We start from the raw sequence: 17,129 nt of genomic DNA on the forward strand, positions 1-17,129 counted from the left end.
CTAACGAGAGGGTCATACTATGTTAGAAACGTTACAAAAACTATGTAAGCAGTGGGAAAAAGCATTGCTTCAGGAGGCGGAGTACGTACAGAAGTTTGGTGCTAAACGTTTTCCGTTCATAGATGCAGTTAGGATTGAACAGTCTGAAGACGTGTCTATTTATGAAGCGCAGCTCTCAACAGGTTCAGATAGTAAATCTTTACCGGTTTCCATGCCTTTAGAGATAGAGTTAAACAAAAAAAGGTATGCTGCCGAAGTATTATTCCGAGAAGATGATTATGTCGTTCTAGAAATAGGACACTCATTAGGAACAGAAATTCCTAATGGTGAAATACTAGTCGAATCAAGTTTCCTTTTAAAGCAACTAATGAAACGTTTAGAAGAAGTGAGAGAAGAAAAAACTCCGCTGCAAAAAGTGCATAGTGTACTGAAGCCGAAGAAAAAAGCAAAAACTGCATCAAATGCTTCGTCTAGCCTAGAAGATATTTACTTTCGAACACTTAAAAATCCTGTAACCTTCGTTTGGGGGCCTCCAGGAACTGGAAAGACGTATAATTTAAGTCGTGTAATCGCCCAACACTATACAAAGGGAAAGAAAATACTTGTACTTTCTCATAGTAACGCTGCTGTCGATGTGCTTATGGAGAATCTCGTACATGTACTTACAGAGAAGAAAAAGTGGAAAGATGGAGATGTTTTGCGCATTGGTCAACCAATCACCCCATTTTTATTGCACCATCCTTCTGTTACGTTAAGGAAATATTTAATTCAACAACACCCAGAAATAGACAGACTAACAAGTAAAGTGCTAGATCGACAATATAAAAAAACGAAACCTTCCATACAGGCATTAGTGAATGAGATTCAAACTCATGAGAATAATGAAAATACATCTTTTTCTAAGTGGAGAAAAAAAGAAAAAGAAGCTATTGAAGACGCAGCAGTTATTGGTACGACTATATCTAAAGCGTCTATCGATAAGCAAATCTATACCAAATACTATGATTTAGTTGTCATAGACGAAGCTAGTATGATCAATATACCGCAAATTGCTTTCTGTTCAACGCTTGCAGAAAAAACCCTAATTGCCGGTGACTTTAAACAGCTACCTCCTATTGCACAGTCACGTGAAAAACTTGCCATGAAATGGTTACAGCAAGACATTTTTCATGCCGCTGGAGTAGCCTCAGCCTTTGACAAAACGTATAGTCATCCACAGGCTGTGTTGTTAACACAACAAAGAAGAATGCATCAAGATATATCATCTTTTACGAACAAATATATATATCATGATTTAGTTGGAGACCATCCTTCTATCTTAAGTGGAAAAAGGGGTATACATTCATTGGCTCCATTCCCAAATAAGGCGAGCCAATTTATTGATACAACAGGTTTTGGTGAGTTTACGTTACGAGATAGTAGAGGTCAATCTAGACTTAATCCTTTTCATGCTATCCTACAACTTCAATTAACACTAGAAGCTGTAAACAATGGGATTACTTCCATTGGTTTAATGACTCCATATGCAGCGCAGGCACAATTATTGAAGCGTTTGATTCAAGATTTCTTTCCTCTAATAAATGGGGAACATGATATCTTTGCTGCAACGGTCCACCAATTCCAAGGAGAAGAGAAAGATCTTGTTATTTTCGATTCAGTCGATAGTCCTCCAGAGTACCGAGCAAGTTTAATGTTAACGAAAGAAGAGCATGAACGACTGCTTACGGTTGCATTTACACGATCAAAATCAAAATTCTTTCATATTGGCCATCGACGATTCTTAGAAACAAAATTACCAAAAGAACACCTACTTCAGAAATGGATACATGAACAGCAAAAACATAATACTATTGTTTCGAAAGAATCTATTGGAAATTGGATCCATCAGCTGGATAATAGATTACTCTTCACAAACGGTAATACAGCTATGTGGAATCGTGATATTGAACGTTCCAAAAAATCCATTGTAATGGGTGGGCCAATTCGCAATAACCAAGGATTAGAGCACATTTCCTCTAGAGATGTCAGGAAAGTCTGGGTGGGGGAGTGTAGCCCTCCAACTGGCTGGGAGCATGTGAAGAAGGACTGTACATTTAGCTTTTTTATAGCAGATGAGAAAGTATTATGGCTACAGATTGCTATTCCTAACTTAGTTTTTCGTCCTTATGTAAGCATACGAATAAATAGTCCTAATGCTGTTGAATGGTTACAAAATATTATCCTTTCTAATAAAGAAAAAAACGCCCTTAATAAAAGGGCGTAATTGGGAGCTTAATGATATGGTGAGTTATAGTATGCAAAGTCCACGCAATCAGTGCGTAACTTTTTCTTATAAATCGTGGTGTGCGTGATGTTTTTGGCGTGAATGGTTGCGGTTCTTTACTTTATGTGAACCGCTTAATGGAGCTGGTTGACCTGGATTGTCCCCTTTAGGTGCGTTCTTATGCATATCTTTAGAATCATTTTTATTCATGTTTGTCCCTCCCTTCGAACGTATGCTTAGATTGCTCTTATCTGTTTTTTCTATTCCGTATAAATACGTGAAAAGCTGGAAGAATAGTATTGATACTACCGAAAAGGGGTTAGGGAACATGCCATATCATAAAGATAAACAACAAGCTTTCCAAGCAGCAGTTCAAGGAGTTCATCAAGCAGAACAAGCGCAACATGAATTGGTATTGGACGGTGCCAGTGCAGCGGAGCAACTTGCTCATTTAGAACAAGAAATCAATGAGGCATATCAACAAATTGAAAATGCTCTAGAAGTAGCAAGTGAGCACCAAAGAGGTCAATTGGAGCAATACAAAAATGACTTAGATGCAATTTTAGGAAAAAACAATACTACATTCTAATTCATAATGCTTAAGCAAAAACAGGTGTGTCCCTTAAGGGGCGCACCTGTTTTTGTTCATAAAAGTAAAAAGAAATCATAAAATGTTAAGTTTGTGAAAGGAAATAGAGAAAAAATTATGTTATCATAGTATTAAGGATCGTGAACATTCAGAATATATCGAGAGTAATGAGTATGCATTTGCATTGATAACTATTCTCAATGTAGAACATAAGTAAATCTTATTGCTCTGTATAACATTCTTGTAATTTACTTATACATAACGATCCGATATGATATACATGAGAATAAAAGAACATATCGTAACTGAAATAGTTACAAGGGGGAAGGAATTATGGCAAAGAATGATGTTTTTTCATCAAGAAAATCTTTTGAACTAAATGGTAAACGCTATCATTACTATCATTTAGATGCACTAACAAATGCTGGAGTGGCGGATGTATCTAAGTTGCCATACTCTGTAAAGGTTTTATTAGAATCAGTGCTTCGTCAATATGATGGCCGTGTTATTACAAAAGAACACGTTGAAAACTTAGCTAAATGGGGAAACAAAGATGTAAAAGATGCAGAGGTACCATTCAAACCTTCACGCGTAATTCTGCAAGACTTCACTGGGGTTCCAGCAGTAGTTGACTTAGCTGCAATGCGTGATGCAATGAAAAATATTGGTGGAGATCCTCAAAAAATTAATCCTGAAATTCCGGTTGATCTAGTAATTGATCACTCGGTTCAAGTAGATCGCTATGGTACTCAAGATGCGCTAGATCTTAACATGGACTTAGAATTTGAACGTAATGCTGAACGTTACCAGTTCTTAAGCTGGGCACAAAAAGCATTTGATAACTACCGTGCCGTTCCACCTGCAACAGGAATTGTTCACCAAGTAAACTTAGAGTACTTGGCGAATGTAGTGCATGCTGTAGAAACAACGGAAGGAGACTTCGAAACGTATCCAGATACATTAGTAGGTACCGACTCTCATACTACAATGATTAATGGTATTGGTGTACTTGGTTGGGGTGTTGGAGGAATTGAGGCAGAAGCTGGAATGTTAGGTCAGCCTTCTTACTTCCCTATTCCAGAAGTAATCGGTGTAAAACTTTTAGGTGAGTTACCAAACGGTGCAACAGCAACGGACTTAGCGCTTAAAGTAACGCAAGTACTTCGTTCCAAAGGTGTTGTTGGTAAATTTGTAGAGTTCTTTGGAGCGGGCGTAAGTAGCCTACCTCTAGCTGATCGTGCAACGATTGCCAACATGGCTCCTGAATATGGTGCAACGTGTGGATTTTTCCCTGTAGACGAAGAATCACTTGATTATTTACGATTAACTGGTAGAGAAGAAGAACATATTCAAGTAGTAAAATCTTACTTAGAAGCGAATAACATGTTCTTCACTCCTGAGAATCCAGATCCAACGTATACAGACGTAATTGAAATAGATTTAACAGCAATTGAAGCAAATCTTTCAGGACCAAAACGTCCACAAGATTTAATTCCATTATCAGCAATGCAAGATTCTTTTAAGTCTGCTGTAACAGCTCCTTCTGGTAACCAAGGCTTTGGTTTAAAAGAAGAAGAACTAGATAAGACAGCAACTGTAAATTTTGCTGATGGATCAACAACAGAAATGACAACAGGTGCTGTAGCAATTGCTGCTATCACATCTTGTACTAATACATCTAACCCTTATGTAATGTTAGGTGCAGGTCTTGTTGCGAAAAAAGCAGTAGAGAAAGGTTTAACGGTTCCATCATTCGTGAAAACTTCGTTAGCTCCAGGTTCTAAAGTTGTAACAGGATATTTACGTGATTCTGGGTTACAACCGTTCTTAAACCAACTAGGTTTCAATATCGTTGGGTATGGTTGTACAACATGTATTGGTAACTCTGGACCATTAAAAGAAGAGATTGAAAAAACAATTTCTGAGAATGATCTGTTAGTGACATCTGTATTATCTGGTAACCGTAACTTTGAAGGTCGTATTCATCCATTAGTGAAAGCAAACTATCTAGCATCACCTCCACTAGTAGTTGCATACGCATTAGCTGGTACAGTAAACATCGACTTCGCAACGGAACCACTTGGTAAAGATAAAGATGGTAACGACGTATTCTTTAAAGATATTTGGCCAACGACAGAGGAAGTAAAAGAAGCAGTTCAATCATCCGTAACACCTGAATTATTCCGTAAAGAGTATGAGCATGTCTTCACAGATAATGCAAAATGGAATGCTATTAAAACGGATAACAAACCACTTTATGATTTTGACGACAAATCTACGTACATTCAAAATCCTCCATTCTTTGGCAACTTAGCTGGAGATGCTGGAACAGTTGAACCTTTAAAAGGTTTACGTGTAGTAGGTAAGTTCGGTGATTCAGTTACTACTGACCACATTTCTCCAGCAGGAGCAATTGGTAAAGATACACCAGCAGGACGTTACTTACGTGAGAATGGTGTAGAAATTAGAGACTTTAATTCATACGGTTCTCGTCGTGGTAACCATGAAGTTATGATGCGTGGAACGTTCGCAAACATTCGTATCCGAAATGGTATGGCACCAGGTACGGAAGGTGGATATACTACGTATCTTCCAACTGGTGAAGTAATGGCGATTTATGATGCATGTATGAAGTATCAAGCAGATGGCACTGGTTTAGCTATCTTAGCTGGTAAAGACTATGGTATGGGATCTTCACGTGACTGGGCTGCAAAAGGTACTAACCTTTTAGGCATTAAGACAGTTATTGCAGAAAGCTATGAGCGTATTCACCGTTCTAACCTTGTAATGATGGGTGTTCTTCCACTTCAATTTAAAGCTGGAGAAAGCGCAGAAACACTTGGTCTAACTGGTGAAGAAACGTTACACGTAGAAGTATCGGAATCTGTTAAACCACGTGATATCGTGACAGTAACAGCTACTGCAGAAGACGGAAAAGTAACAACATTTGATGTGTTAGTTCGCTTTGACTCTGATGTAGAAGTAGATTACTACCGTCATGGTGGAATCCTTCCGATGGTATTACGTCAAAAATTACAAGCATAAGGAAGAATACAATTAGCCTGAAGTAGATTATCTGCTTCAGGCTTTTGTTTTTTTACGCTAAAGCTAATAGAAAAACGAGTTTCAGACCAATGAAAGTTTATTTCGTAAGCGCTCCTATCACAAAGACCATTCATCATGAAATTACATTATGCGGGAACAATATGGATAAGGAGGCTAAAAAATGAGACTAAAAATATGTACTTCCCTTATTATCCTGTTCATGATTACTTTTTCCACTAGCCAGTTAGTACATGCAAAACAAGCTCCAACATTTGCTTTAGAAGACTTAAATGGTAAAACGGTTACACTTGATTCATTTAAAGGAGAAGACATTATTCTACATTTCTGGGCAACGTGGTGTACACCTTGTAAAGACGAGCTTCCAGCAATGGAAGAAGTGGTGAAACAGATGGATATAGCACCAAAAATTATTACTATAAACGTGGATTCTACTGCACAGGTGAAAAAATTTATTGAAAAGTCAGGTGTTACTCTACCAGTTTTACTTGATAAGAATAATAAAATCCAAAAAGAGTACAGTATTTTTGCTGTTCCAACTACTATTTATATTGATAAAGATGGCTTTATAAAGAAAGAACAATTTGGTGCTATGGATCCAGAACAGTGGTATTTCTTCATAAAAGAAAATATGGAATTGTGAGAATATTTACGTTTGTATTACATCTCCTTCGACCATACTAAACAAAAAAAGGAGTGACGTAAATGAAACGTATACGTAAAAGAAGTTTTGCAGACCTAGTAAAAGAAAATAGACAAGCGTTACTAAGAGACGCTCAAGCTATGGAGCGGTTAGAGGATCGAATTGACTCTAGACACCAAGCTAAGATATAGAAGTCTTGGTTAACAATGCCAACCATAATTCCTGTTTAGTTAGCCAAACTATAGGATGAGGGGAGGGAGTGTCAATGGGAAATCAAAAAAGCTTTCAAAAGCGTTTTAGTGAAGACCATTTAGGGACAAAATCTCGCGTATCTCATCGAAATAATGGTAAGCAAATGGCTGACAAATCGGGACATCAGCCACAAGTTATTCAAACTAAAGGGGAATAGTTACCCATTTTGAGGAGGAATTTACCATGGCATGGCAAAAATCAAATCCAGATGATCGTTCAGACAACGTAGAAAAACTACAACAGCTAATTCAGTCTACGGAAGAAAATATCCATAAGGCAGAAGAAGCAATTGCTCATGGAACTGCTCATGATAAGGCAGCGATAGAGGCAAAGAATGAAAGAAGACGTGAAAGCATTCAAGCCTTTAAAAGTGAAGTAAAAGATGAAGCACACCAACAACATGATTTAACATAAGTACGATTGGAGAGGCTCTCTTTAAGAAGCCTCTCCTTTTTGTTTAAAATAGGTAAATAAATGTTTTTTCTAACTTTGTTTGATAAACTATTTACTATACTACATAAGAAGAAGGTGCAATATGATTATTTCAGAGTATCCTATTCAAGTCCGCTACGCGGAAACCGATCAAATGGGCGTAGTGTATCATGCAAACTATGTCATTTGGATGGAGTTAGGAAGAACCTCATTAATAGAGAAACTGGGCTTTCGCTACGCAGATATGGAAGAACAAGGAGTTGTATCCCCTGTAACTGGTTTACAAGTGAAATATAAATCTCCCGTTAAATATGGTGAAACACCATTAATCAAAACATGGATTGAACACTACGACGGTCTCCGAGTTACATATGGATATGAAGTGGTAAAAGAAAATGGAGATGTAGCACTTTCTGCTACAAGTGATCATGTATGTGTAAAGAAAGACGGTTTTCGTCCGATATCTATTAAAAAGAAATTTCCAAATTGGCATCAAGCTTATGTGGATGCAACAAAAGAGGAATAGTAATGGCATTTGGAATCACTAGAGAAGAGCTTAATCAATGGAAAAGACAAGTTCGAATGGGGGAAGTAGCGTTTCTTACACATTATTGGGTAGATGACCGTTTTCCAGGGCAAAAAACAGTTACTAAAGTGGGTTGCACCGATGTGGAAAAATTAATACGTTGGGGTAACAAGTATGACTTAGACCCCAATTGGATTGATTATAAACCTGGGTTTCCTCACTTTGATTTATTTGGTGATAAAGCATACTACATTTTAAAAGTCGAAGGGAAAGTAGAACAATGGAATAAATTCCACCTTTCCTAATGGACCGTAACATAAACGATGTTTTTATTAAAATACATTAATAGAAGATTATACAATTTTCATTGGTTGGTTTACAAAAACTCTATTCCTTTTTGCATCAACCAAAGAAAGTTAAGATTAAAAGTAGGTGTCAATTTGAAAAATTTATTAGAGTATCAACAAAGATTTCTAGAAAATGTGGAGAATCAATTAAAATCCATGCTTACTTCGGATAAAATTCCAGGTAAAGAAATCAGACGTTTTTGTCATTCAATAGTTGGTACCGCACCAACTATTCAGTTAAATGAGCTAGGGGAATTGGCAAAATTGATTTTAGATAAGCACCCAAATGACCTAGATCATGAAATAGGTAGAGGAGAAATGGAGAAAATACTCTCTCCTATTATGGAATTGCACTATACCTTATCTAAAGGATTCCCGGTTATGAATAAATCTTTGAAGGATAAAGAAACATTAACCGTATTTATTATTGATGACGATATTACCTTGTTGCATGTATTAAAGGATTATTTTGAACAAAATGGGTTGCATGTCCTTGCATTCACCTCCCCAAATCAAGCAATTCAAATGCTTGCAAACACAAAACCAGATTGTCTACTAATAGATATTATGCTAGAAGATAGCAATGGTATTGATACACTCGAAGAAGTACTACAAATTACGAAGAGAAGTTACATACCAGTAGTGATGATGACTGCAGACAAGAACCCTATCTTGGAAATTGAAAGCTTGCAAAAGGGGCAGATGATTACTGGAGTAAACCGTTATCTTTACCCACTGCATTAGCTAGAGTTCAGAGGTGTATGGAAAGAAAAAAACAAATTGAATCATTAATAATAATTGATGAATTAACAAGGGCATACAATAGGAAGTATTTAACAGAAGCTTTCACACGATTACATGATCGCTTTATCAGCTCAAATCAACCGTTTTGTGTTGGATTTGTGGATTTGGATTACTTCAAAAAGACAAATGATGTGTATGGACATCTTGTTGGTGATAGGGTGTTAAAAGAATTTACAACATTTGTTCAATCAAACCTTTCATCTGAAGATATTTTATTTAGATATGGCGGAGAAGAATTTATCCTATTGTTTGCAAATCAAACAATCGAAAATGTAGTAAATAAATTAAACGCAGTGAAAAATTCTTTTTTTAAGCTTCCTTTTGAAACAGACAATGGAACGCACTTTCAATCATTTTCTGCTGGTGTAGTAGAAGTACAGGCAACGAACCCTCACATAAGCTACTGGTTAGATCTTGCTGACTTAGCATTGTACGATGCAAAAGAAAATGGTAGAAACAGAGTTCAACCTTATAAAGATAAATTTAATCCAGTGGCATTACCCACTATACATGTTTCCATTATAGAAGGTGATCCCATCATGCAATCCATTATTCATTCTAACTTAAAGGAATCAGCTTTGAAGTTTCAAATAGAATTACATGTTCATAGATTTGAAACAGCGGAAAGCTACCTAAATTCGACACTTGTAACAAATAAGAAGAACTTTATTATCTTAAGTAACTTTCTGTCGGGTATTTCCGGAGTTGAATTAGTAAATTATCTAAAAGGGCTAAACATATTGCCCCTTTCCTTATTGATTACTTCAAATAAAAATAAGGATGAGCTAAGGGAAATGATAGCTGCTGGGGCTACTGATTATATTAATAAGCCACTTTCGTTTGAATTGTTACAAAAAAAGATGGAGTTTTTTATCCAACATATAATTGAAGGGGATAACAATGGTTAGAATATTACTTGCAGAAGATGAAGAAATCTTACGAATGCTTATAGTTGATACGTTAGAAGATGAAGGATACGAGATAGTAGAGGCAGCAGACGGGGAAGAAGCAATATCCTATTTAAATAAAGAGCAATTCGATCTATTGATTGTGGACTATATGATGCCCGGGAAAACTGGGCTGGAAGTTATTAAAGAAGTAAAAAGTAATCCAACTCTTACCTCTATGAAAATATTAATGCTATCTGCTAAGAGTCAACAAGAAGATCAACAAAAGGTGTTAGCGGTTGGAGCAGATATGTTTTTGTCTAAACCTTTTAGCCCAATGTATTTAATAGAACTTCTAGAAGAACTACTTGGGTGAACGGAATGAAAATTAAAAATAGTATCACCAAACAATTTACCTTAACTATGTTCTCTTTCATGATTTTACTTGTTATTGGTATTGGAACATTACTTGGTTATTCGTATTATTCTCAGCAACAAGAGCTGGAGATACAGACTAATTTAGAAACAAAAGAAGATATCGCGATAGCAATAGATAAAAATTTTGCGAACGCTTTTTTTAATATGAGAGGGTACATCGCTTATAATAACGAAGATTTTTTACTAAAGGTATCTAAAGATCAACAAAAGCTTGAAGACCAAATAAATAAGTTAAGAACAATCTCTCAGTCACAAGATGATACATTTTTTTATAACGAGGTTGCTAGTTTCTACGATTATTATTTTTTAGAAAAAGTCCCAGAAATTAGAGAGAATATAGAATCTAATCAACAGGATCAAGTAATTCAGGATGCACAGCAAGTCTTAACGAACCGAATTGAAGCCTTTCAACAAACAACAAGTAATTACCGATCGGCTATCGATCAGCAGATTTTTTCTCATTACGGAGAAGTAACACAAAAAAATATCTATCTCCAACTCATGCTATTAATCTTTATCGTCATCATGTTATTCGTATTATTCTTTATTACAAAATACATTATTTCAAGATTTGTCGTTCCTTTGCGTCGTTTAACGGAAGCGTCAGAATTAGTAAGTGCAGGTAGTATGATTAATACCGAAACATTTCAATTAGATAGAGAAGATGAACTTGGAGTATTAGCTGTTAGTTTAGATAAAATGGTGAAGCACATTCAACAAAATGAGGAATATTTAACGGATAAAAATGAAGAATTGATGGAACAACAAGATGAATTACAAGCGCAAGCACTGGAGTTAGAAAAGTTGTTAGGTCAAATGGAGACCAATGAACGCAAACTTCTATCAAGGCAGCAATTAAATGAATCCTTAGCCAATACACTTAATAAACAACTTTTAACAGAAAGTATTGTGAAGGGATTTGTACACGTAACACAAGCAGACCGTGGGATGATTGTATTATTAGATGAGGAATTAACTCATTCATCGTGGGGAGTAAGTAGTTCTGCTGCTAATGAGTTCAAAGAAAGCATTTATAGTGGATTGCATGAACATTTACTTTTAGAGAAAGAAACAGTTTGTATCAAAAGAGCATTAGTAGGTTCTGAAAAAGGAATTCATGATGAAACGCAAATTTGTTATGATGCCTATATTCCAGTTCTTCAAGGTGATGGGAAAGTAATTGCTATCATGATCTATTCCAGGTTTTCCAAAGGATTTATGGAAGAAGAATTAAGAGAATTAGAAGAGTTAGCTAAACAAATTTCTGTTTCCATCCAAAACATAGACTTATATGAATCAACAGAAGAAGAGAAGCAACTAAATAAAGATATTCTAAACACTATTCATGAGGGTGTATTAGTCTTAGATACTAATGGGAATATTGTATCGTCTAATAACAAAATGTATGAACTATTCAACCTTTCTAAGCCTCAGTTGCCAACAAGTAAAATAGAATTATCAAATTGGCTTGAATTCTTTCATGCGAAGATAAAAGATAGAGAAGAAATGAACGAGTTTATCCATGCTATCCTAGAACAAAAAGCCACCCTTAATTCATCCATCGTTTATCAAATAGAAGATGAGCTGCTGAAAACTGTTCAAATGTACTGGGAACCATTGTTTAGAAAAGAGCAATTAACAGGATTCATTTTAGTTCATAGAGATATTACGACAGAATATAACGCCGACAAAATGAAGTCTGAATTAGTCAGCACTGTATCACATGAACTCCGTACACCACTTGCAAGTATACTTGGTTTCACCGAATTACTGTTAAAGAAAACATTAAGTCCAGAAAGACAACAAAAATATTTGAACAATATCTATCAAGAATCAAAAAGGCTAACAGCATTAATTAATGATTTCTTGGATCTACAAAGGATGGAGTCAAACAAACAAGATTACTTTAGAGAGAAACTAAAAATTTATCCTTTACTAAAGGAAGTTTTAGAGGAATTAAGTGTACATTCCTCTAATCATCAATTGAAATTAGAAGTGAAAGACACAGAAGTTGAAATGTATGGAGATAAAGATAAACTTAAGCAACTTTTTCAAAATATTATTCAGAATGCCATCAAATATTCTCCACATGGTGGGGAAGTTATCACAAGAGTAGATTTAAATGAAGATAATTTGATCATAAAAGTTGTTGATTTCGGTCTTGGAATTCCTAGAGAAGCGATACCACAGTTATTTACAAAGTTTTATCGAGTAGATAATACAGACCGAAGAAAAATAGGTGGAACAGGGCTTGGACTTTCCATTTCAAAAGAAATTGTTCGAGCTCACCAAGGTCAAATTTCTGTAGAATCTGAATTAGGCATAGGCACTACTTTCATCATACAACTCCCTAAAACAGAAACTCCGAAAATAATTAAAGAGCAAGGGTCTAAAAAGAGTGGAATTATTTACTTAATTGAAGATGACAGTGCATTAGCAAATGCGATTTCTTCCGAGTTAGGTTTAAACGGTTTTTGGGTAGTTGTAGATTCAGTTGGTGAACATGCTGTAAAACATATGAAGGAGTCACAACCTGATATCATTGTGTTAGATTTAATGCTTCAGCATGCGGCGATATCAGGATGGGATATTCTAATGGAAATTAAACAAGATCCTATATTAAGTAGTATTCCTATTATCATATCTAGCTCCCTAGATGAAAAGGCTCGCGCTAGAGAACTTGGTGTACATCAGTATTTTCTAAAACCATATTTACCAAGTGAGTTAACTGCAACGATAAAAAGTAGTTTATTGAATGAAAACAAAAGAAGCAGCCATCTTTCGTAAGAAGTGGCTGCTTTACCTATTGTATAGAGTAAATAAGCTTGGAAATACTACATGTGGTTAAACAGAAATGAGTTATCTCTCCATGTATTCATAAGATGGTTCATTCCATTTATCATCGAAAGATACATGTAAATTATGGTCCTTAAAGTACCACAAATCTTTCTCCTCAATAAAGTAGGTAACGTTATCAATTTCCGTAGAGTACCCAATGTTGATAGGATCTTCTTTTGTGACTCCCAAAGAGAAGCCTGTATGTAGTGTACTAGCACCACCATATCTTACAAAAAATCTCACCGTTTCATTAGCTTTAACTTCCATTTCATGTTTAAACCATTGTTTAGCATCTTCTGACATGGTGATTTTCATGGTAATACTCCTTTCATTTGACAGCTGTCAAGTATATTAGCTATAGTGTAACATGATAAAAAATTGTTCGGTAGAAATCTGCCTATTTCTTTATGTAGTATACCAAAAAGGAGGAACAGCATGACAGAAAAAAGGATTTGGCCAATTATTGGAGTATTTATTTTCGGTGGAATTTTGCTTCAAAGCTTTATTCAACTAGATAGCATGAAATATCGTTTGGAAGCTTGGATCACCTTAGCGATCGTTGGGGTAATTTACTTTTTATTTGTTTCCCTTTCAAAGAAAGAAAGTAAGAGTTGGTTTATTGGAATGACTGCATTAGCAATAGTTTCTGTTTTAATGATATTCCTTCAACCAATGATCTTCCATACTGGTCATTGAGGTTCATGCAAAGTACAATAGGCACAGCATGAATAATACGGATGTATTGTATCAACTAACCTTATTATCCTAATTAAAGGCAGGTAGACACTTCTTATGTCTACCTGTTTTTTACTAAGTATTTGTTTATTGTTTTACATCTACTTATTAAATAAGGATATTTTCCTAAAATGTCGGGATTTGTAGAAATTAATTAGTTGCTTTCGCTATAATGAAAAATAAAGAAATGATAAATATTTTTGTTGTAAAGGAAGATCACCATGGACCCGATTACCATTATTATTGCAGAAGACGATGAAGCGTCAGAAGAGATTTTATCTCTATTTATCGATCAGCTAGAGGAATTTATTGTACTTGATACGGCTCGAAGCGGAGATGAATTAGTGGAAAAAGTGATGAATCGAAAGCCAGATCTTGTCTTTGCTGATATAAATTTGCCTCAAATGAATGGCATGGAAGCGGTAAAAAAGTCACTGACCTTTCATTCCGATTTAAAAGTTGTTTTTATTACCGGATATGATCAGTATGCTGTAGAAGCTTTTGAGATAGCAGCAGTAGATTACATTGTTAAACCAATAGAAAAGTTTAGAGTTTATCAAGCGTTAGAAAAAGTAAAAAAAGAAATAGTGTACATGAGAACAACAATAGAATCTACAAGTTCCATGAATAAAATGGATAGCAGATTATCCGTAAAATTTAAGGGGATCGTTTCGTATATTTCTTTTGAAGATATCATCTTTATTGAGAAAAATGGAAAGAAATCTATTATCTACACAGAATTTGAACAGTATGAAACCTATGAAAATTTAAGTGTGATAGTAAAACAATTAGATGAACGATTTTTTCCATGTCATCGATCATACATTATCAATGTCGATTATATATCGCAGATTAAACCGAAAAATGAGACCTATCTTGTCTATTTTAATAAGATAGACCACTATGCACATGCTTCTAAACTAAAAATTAAAGATTTATTTTCAAAAATAAATAGTTCTATGGAGACATAAGTCTGCACTAACCGTCACTATTAAAAAGTGATGGTTTCTATTTATAAATAAGAAAGTTTAGCATCTTACTAGAATGAAATAGTTTAGAAAAGAGGGTCGAAGTTGTTATCCTATCTTACTGATCATCAACCCTCTCTAATGTTAATTGCAATCTTAACATTAATAATGGGGATTATTACAAATTATCAATTATTCTTAACTGGGAGTACTCTATTCTCCAAGAAAATCTATCATGCATTATCTGTAGCATTTGTATTGACCACTACTGTCTGGTCATTTCATTATTTAAGCATTTTAGCTCACCCAAATCCATACCCTTCGGAAATACATTATGATGTACTTTTTTACTCGTTTTTGCTACTATTTATCCCTTATTTATGTATTCTTCCGTTAATGTATAAACAAGTCCGAGGAAGATGGCTATGGTTTTATTCTATTGCTTTTTCTCTTTGCGTACACGGATTTCACCTCTATGGAATGAATGCGATCATTCTTCAGGATGTTATTCAACCTAGCACTACTGATATTTTGTTTACCTTATTCTTTGGTACTGTTTTAACGTATTTATCTAAGTGGGTTTTCTTCCAATTTCGACATAAGTGGTGGAGTATTTTACTATTTTCGTCGTCCATCATGATGACACATTTTTATTTAATGTTTGTTACAGCTGATGGGCACGTTTCACATAATGAGATAAATGAAGCTACTCGAGTATCTACTACTGAAATGGGTTTACTATTATCCATTTCCACCTTTAGTGTGGTCGGTATTTACTCTTGCTTATTGTATTATCAGTATCTACTTTCAAAAAAAGAAGAGAATAGGTTGGAGCATCAAATCGATTCTATTTACTATTTTCATCCTGGCCTAGTAGTAGAACTTGATGAAGAGAATTGTATCATTCGAACCAATCCAACATTTAAAAAATGGTTTGGTATAGCTCACACGGAAATTGGTGTAAATAAATTCGAAGAAATAGTAGTTGAAAAAGATAGAAAATCCGTTATGGGCTATATTGAACAGGTCCATAAGGGTCACGCAACCTCTTTTGAAGCATATCTCTATTTAAATGGCGTTGAAAAGTTTGTAGAAGGGACTATTTTCCCTATCTTTATACAAAAGAAGCTAAAAAGAATAGCAATTCAAACATTCGATCAAACAAAAAGGAAAGAGCAAGAAGAGGCACTTAGAACTTCCAATCAATCATTGATAATAGCAAAATCTCAAGCTGAACAAGCAAATCAGGAGAAATCAGAATTTATTTCACATGTAAGTCATGAATTGCGTACACCATTAAATAGTATTCTCGGATACACACAACTGTTTGCTGATTTATTACCAATGGGATCAAAAGAAATGGATATGGCAAATAAAATTAATCGTGCTGGAAATCATTTGTTAAGTGTCTTTAATGACTTACTAGATTTTTCTAAGGCGGATAACGGTAAAATAACTATTTCTGCTCAACAGATGTCTATCACAAACTTAGTAAAGGATTCCATTCGATTAGTTAATGTTTTAGCAGAAGAGAAAAATAAATCGTTACTATTGAGAGACCATGCATCAAGCAATGCTGTTATTCATATCGACGGCACAAGATTTAGACAAATAATACTCAACTTATTAACGAATGCCATTAAATACGGAGCAACGAATGACGAAATTGACATCCTTATTGAAGAAATGGATGAATTTATGAAAGTATCCGTTACGGACCATGGGAAAGGAATTCCAAAAGAAGAATTAGAGGCGGTGTTCCAACCTTTTTATCGATTACGAAGAACGAACGAAGAAGGTTCCGGTTTAGGGCTTGCCTTAGTCAAAAAGCTAACGGAAAAGATGAATGGGAAATGTGGTGCTTATTCTATACAAAATTCACATACCACGTTTTGGGTAAAGTTTCCCATCGTAAAAGGTATGGCGTGCCAAAAATCCATGAGTGACAAGCAAATTCTCTATATAGAGGATACACTAGGTAATATCGACATAATGGAGAGCTGCTTTGAGAGTAAAAATTTAGGAGAGCTCTCTGTTGCTCTTACTGGAAAAATGGGGATTCATTTTGCTAAGTTGAATATACCAGATTTAATACTATTAGATTTAGGTTTACCAGATATCGATGGTTACGACGTTTTGCAATTCTTGAAAAGCCATGAAGATACTAAAGATATACCAATAATTGTAATTACTGCAATAGGTGAATCAGAGAAAGAAAAAAGTATCCATGCTGGTGCAGATGATTTCCTAACCAAACCGTTTTTATTTGAAGATTTAGAACAAAAGCTAAAATTTTATGTAAACAAGAAAAAAACCCTGCATTAAGGGTTTTTTTTGTTAGTCT

Annotated in this window: 18 protein-coding genes; 16 read left to right on the plus strand and 2 right to left on the minus strand. The window is 35.1% G+C overall.

Features of this window, described 5'->3' with window-relative positions; translation table 11 throughout:
• Positions 1–19 precede the first annotated feature (19 nt).
• Positions 20–2,263, plus strand: coding sequence for a DEAD/DEAH box helicase (locus G8O30_RS05525; protein WP_239673981.1), 2,244 nt, complete (start codon positions 20–22; stop codon positions 2,261–2,263).
• Positions 2,264–2,329: 66 nt separating this feature from the next.
• On the opposite strand, the gene G8O30_RS05530 is transcribed toward G8O30_RS05525, so the two are convergent.
• Positions 2,330–2,473 carry a small acid-soluble spore protein P gene (locus G8O30_RS05530; protein WP_239673982.1) on the minus strand — a complete coding sequence of 48 codons (144 nt, stop codon included), beginning with the start codon at positions 2,471–2,473 and terminating at the stop codon, positions 2,330–2,332.
• Positions 2,474–2,591: 118 nt separating this feature from the next.
• Here G8O30_RS05530 and G8O30_RS05535 point away from each other — a divergent pair, with 118 nt between their 5' ends.
• The 12 genes from G8O30_RS05535 to G8O30_RS05590 all read left to right on the plus strand — a co-directional run bounded on the left by G8O30_RS05535 (position 2,592) and on the right by G8O30_RS05590 (position 13,031).
• Complete coding sequence (locus tag G8O30_RS05535; RefSeq protein ID WP_239673983.1) at positions 2,592–2,852, plus strand: hypothetical protein; 261 nt, start codon at positions 2,592–2,594, stop codon at positions 2,850–2,852.
• 333 nt (positions 2,853–3,185) lie between these two features.
• Complete coding sequence (gene acnA, locus G8O30_RS05540; protein ID WP_239673984.1) at positions 3,186–5,897, plus strand: aconitate hydratase AcnA; 2,712 nt, start codon at positions 3,186–3,188, stop codon at positions 5,895–5,897.
• Positions 5,898–6,078: 181 nt separating this feature from the next.
• Positions 6,079–6,558 (plus strand): TlpA family protein disulfide reductase, encoded by a 480-nt coding sequence (locus tag G8O30_RS05545; RefSeq protein WP_239673985.1) that lies wholly within the window; start codon positions 6,079–6,081, stop codon positions 6,556–6,558.
• Between the two features lie 62 nt (positions 6,559–6,620).
• On the plus strand, positions 6,621–6,749 hold the full coding sequence (locus tag G8O30_RS05550; RefSeq protein WP_239673986.1) for an FbpB family small basic protein: 129 nt from the start codon (positions 6,621–6,623) through the stop codon (positions 6,747–6,749).
• A gap of 74 nt (positions 6,750–6,823) precedes the next feature.
• The gene (locus G8O30_RS05555; RefSeq protein ID WP_239673987.1) at positions 6,824–6,967 is read left to right on the plus strand and encodes an acid-soluble spore protein N; all 144 of its coding nucleotides are present in this window, start codon (positions 6,824–6,826) and stop codon (positions 6,965–6,967) included.
• 26 nt (positions 6,968–6,993) lie between these two features.
• Positions 6,994–7,224, plus strand: a complete 231-nt coding sequence (tlp, locus tag G8O30_RS05560) for a small acid-soluble spore protein Tlp (protein ID WP_239673988.1) — start codon at positions 6,994–6,996, stop codon at positions 7,222–7,224.
• A gap of 121 nt (positions 7,225–7,345) precedes the next feature.
• Complete coding sequence (locus G8O30_RS05565) at positions 7,346–7,768, plus strand: acyl-CoA thioesterase (RefSeq protein WP_239673989.1); 423 nt, start codon at positions 7,346–7,348, stop codon at positions 7,766–7,768.
• Positions 7,769–7,770: 2 nt separating this feature from the next.
• Positions 7,771–8,073, plus strand: coding sequence for a hypothetical protein (locus G8O30_RS05570; RefSeq protein ID WP_239673990.1), 303 nt, complete (start codon positions 7,771–7,773; stop codon positions 8,071–8,073).
• 135 nt (positions 8,074–8,208) lie between these two features.
• Positions 8,209–8,859, plus strand: coding sequence for a response regulator (locus tag G8O30_RS05575; RefSeq protein WP_239673991.1), 651 nt, complete (start codon positions 8,209–8,211; stop codon positions 8,857–8,859).
• A gap of 17 nt (positions 8,860–8,876) precedes the next feature.
• The gene (locus G8O30_RS05580) at positions 8,877–9,827 is read left to right on the plus strand and encodes a diguanylate cyclase (RefSeq protein WP_239673992.1); all 951 of its coding nucleotides are present in this window, start codon (positions 8,877–8,879) and stop codon (positions 9,825–9,827) included.
• Positions 9,820–10,182, plus strand: coding sequence for a response regulator (locus G8O30_RS05585; protein WP_239673993.1), 363 nt, complete (start codon positions 9,820–9,822; stop codon positions 10,180–10,182). The genes G8O30_RS05580 and G8O30_RS05585 overlap by 8 nt, the downstream gene beginning before the upstream one ends.
• Before the next feature lie 5 nt (positions 10,183–10,187).
• Positions 10,188–13,031 carry an ATP-binding protein gene (locus tag G8O30_RS05590; RefSeq protein ID WP_239673994.1) on the plus strand — a complete coding sequence of 948 codons (2,844 nt, stop codon included), beginning with the start codon at positions 10,188–10,190 and terminating at the stop codon, positions 13,029–13,031.
• Positions 13,032–13,103: 72 nt separating this feature from the next.
• On the opposite strand, the gene G8O30_RS05595 is transcribed toward G8O30_RS05590, so the two are convergent.
• Positions 13,104–13,397, minus strand: coding sequence for a HesB/YadR/YfhF family protein (locus tag G8O30_RS05595; RefSeq protein WP_239673995.1), 294 nt, complete (start codon positions 13,395–13,397; stop codon positions 13,104–13,106).
• A gap of 120 nt (positions 13,398–13,517) precedes the next feature.
• On the opposite strand from G8O30_RS05595, the gene G8O30_RS05600 reads away from it, so the two are divergent.
• The 3 genes from G8O30_RS05600 (at position 13,518) to G8O30_RS05610 (ending at position 17,110) form a co-directional block, all read left to right on the plus strand.
• On the plus strand, positions 13,518–13,778 hold the full coding sequence (locus G8O30_RS05600) for a hypothetical protein (RefSeq protein WP_239673996.1): 261 nt from the start codon (positions 13,518–13,520) through the stop codon (positions 13,776–13,778).
• Positions 13,779–14,038: 260 nt separating this feature from the next.
• Entirely contained in the window at positions 14,039–14,788 is a 750-nt protein-coding gene (locus G8O30_RS05605) for a LytR/AlgR family response regulator transcription factor (protein WP_239673997.1), read from the plus strand.
• Between the two features lie 102 nt (positions 14,789–14,890).
• On the plus strand, positions 14,891–17,110 hold the full coding sequence (locus G8O30_RS05610) for an ATP-binding protein (protein ID WP_239673998.1): 2,220 nt from the start codon (positions 14,891–14,893) through the stop codon (positions 17,108–17,110).
• The last annotated feature ends 19 nt before the right edge of the window (positions 17,111–17,129 follow it).

This window comes from Mangrovibacillus cuniculi (assembly GCF_015482585.1).
GTDB classification, from domain to species: domain Bacteria; phylum Bacillota; class Bacilli; order Bacillales; family R1DC41; genus Mangrovibacillus; species Mangrovibacillus cuniculi.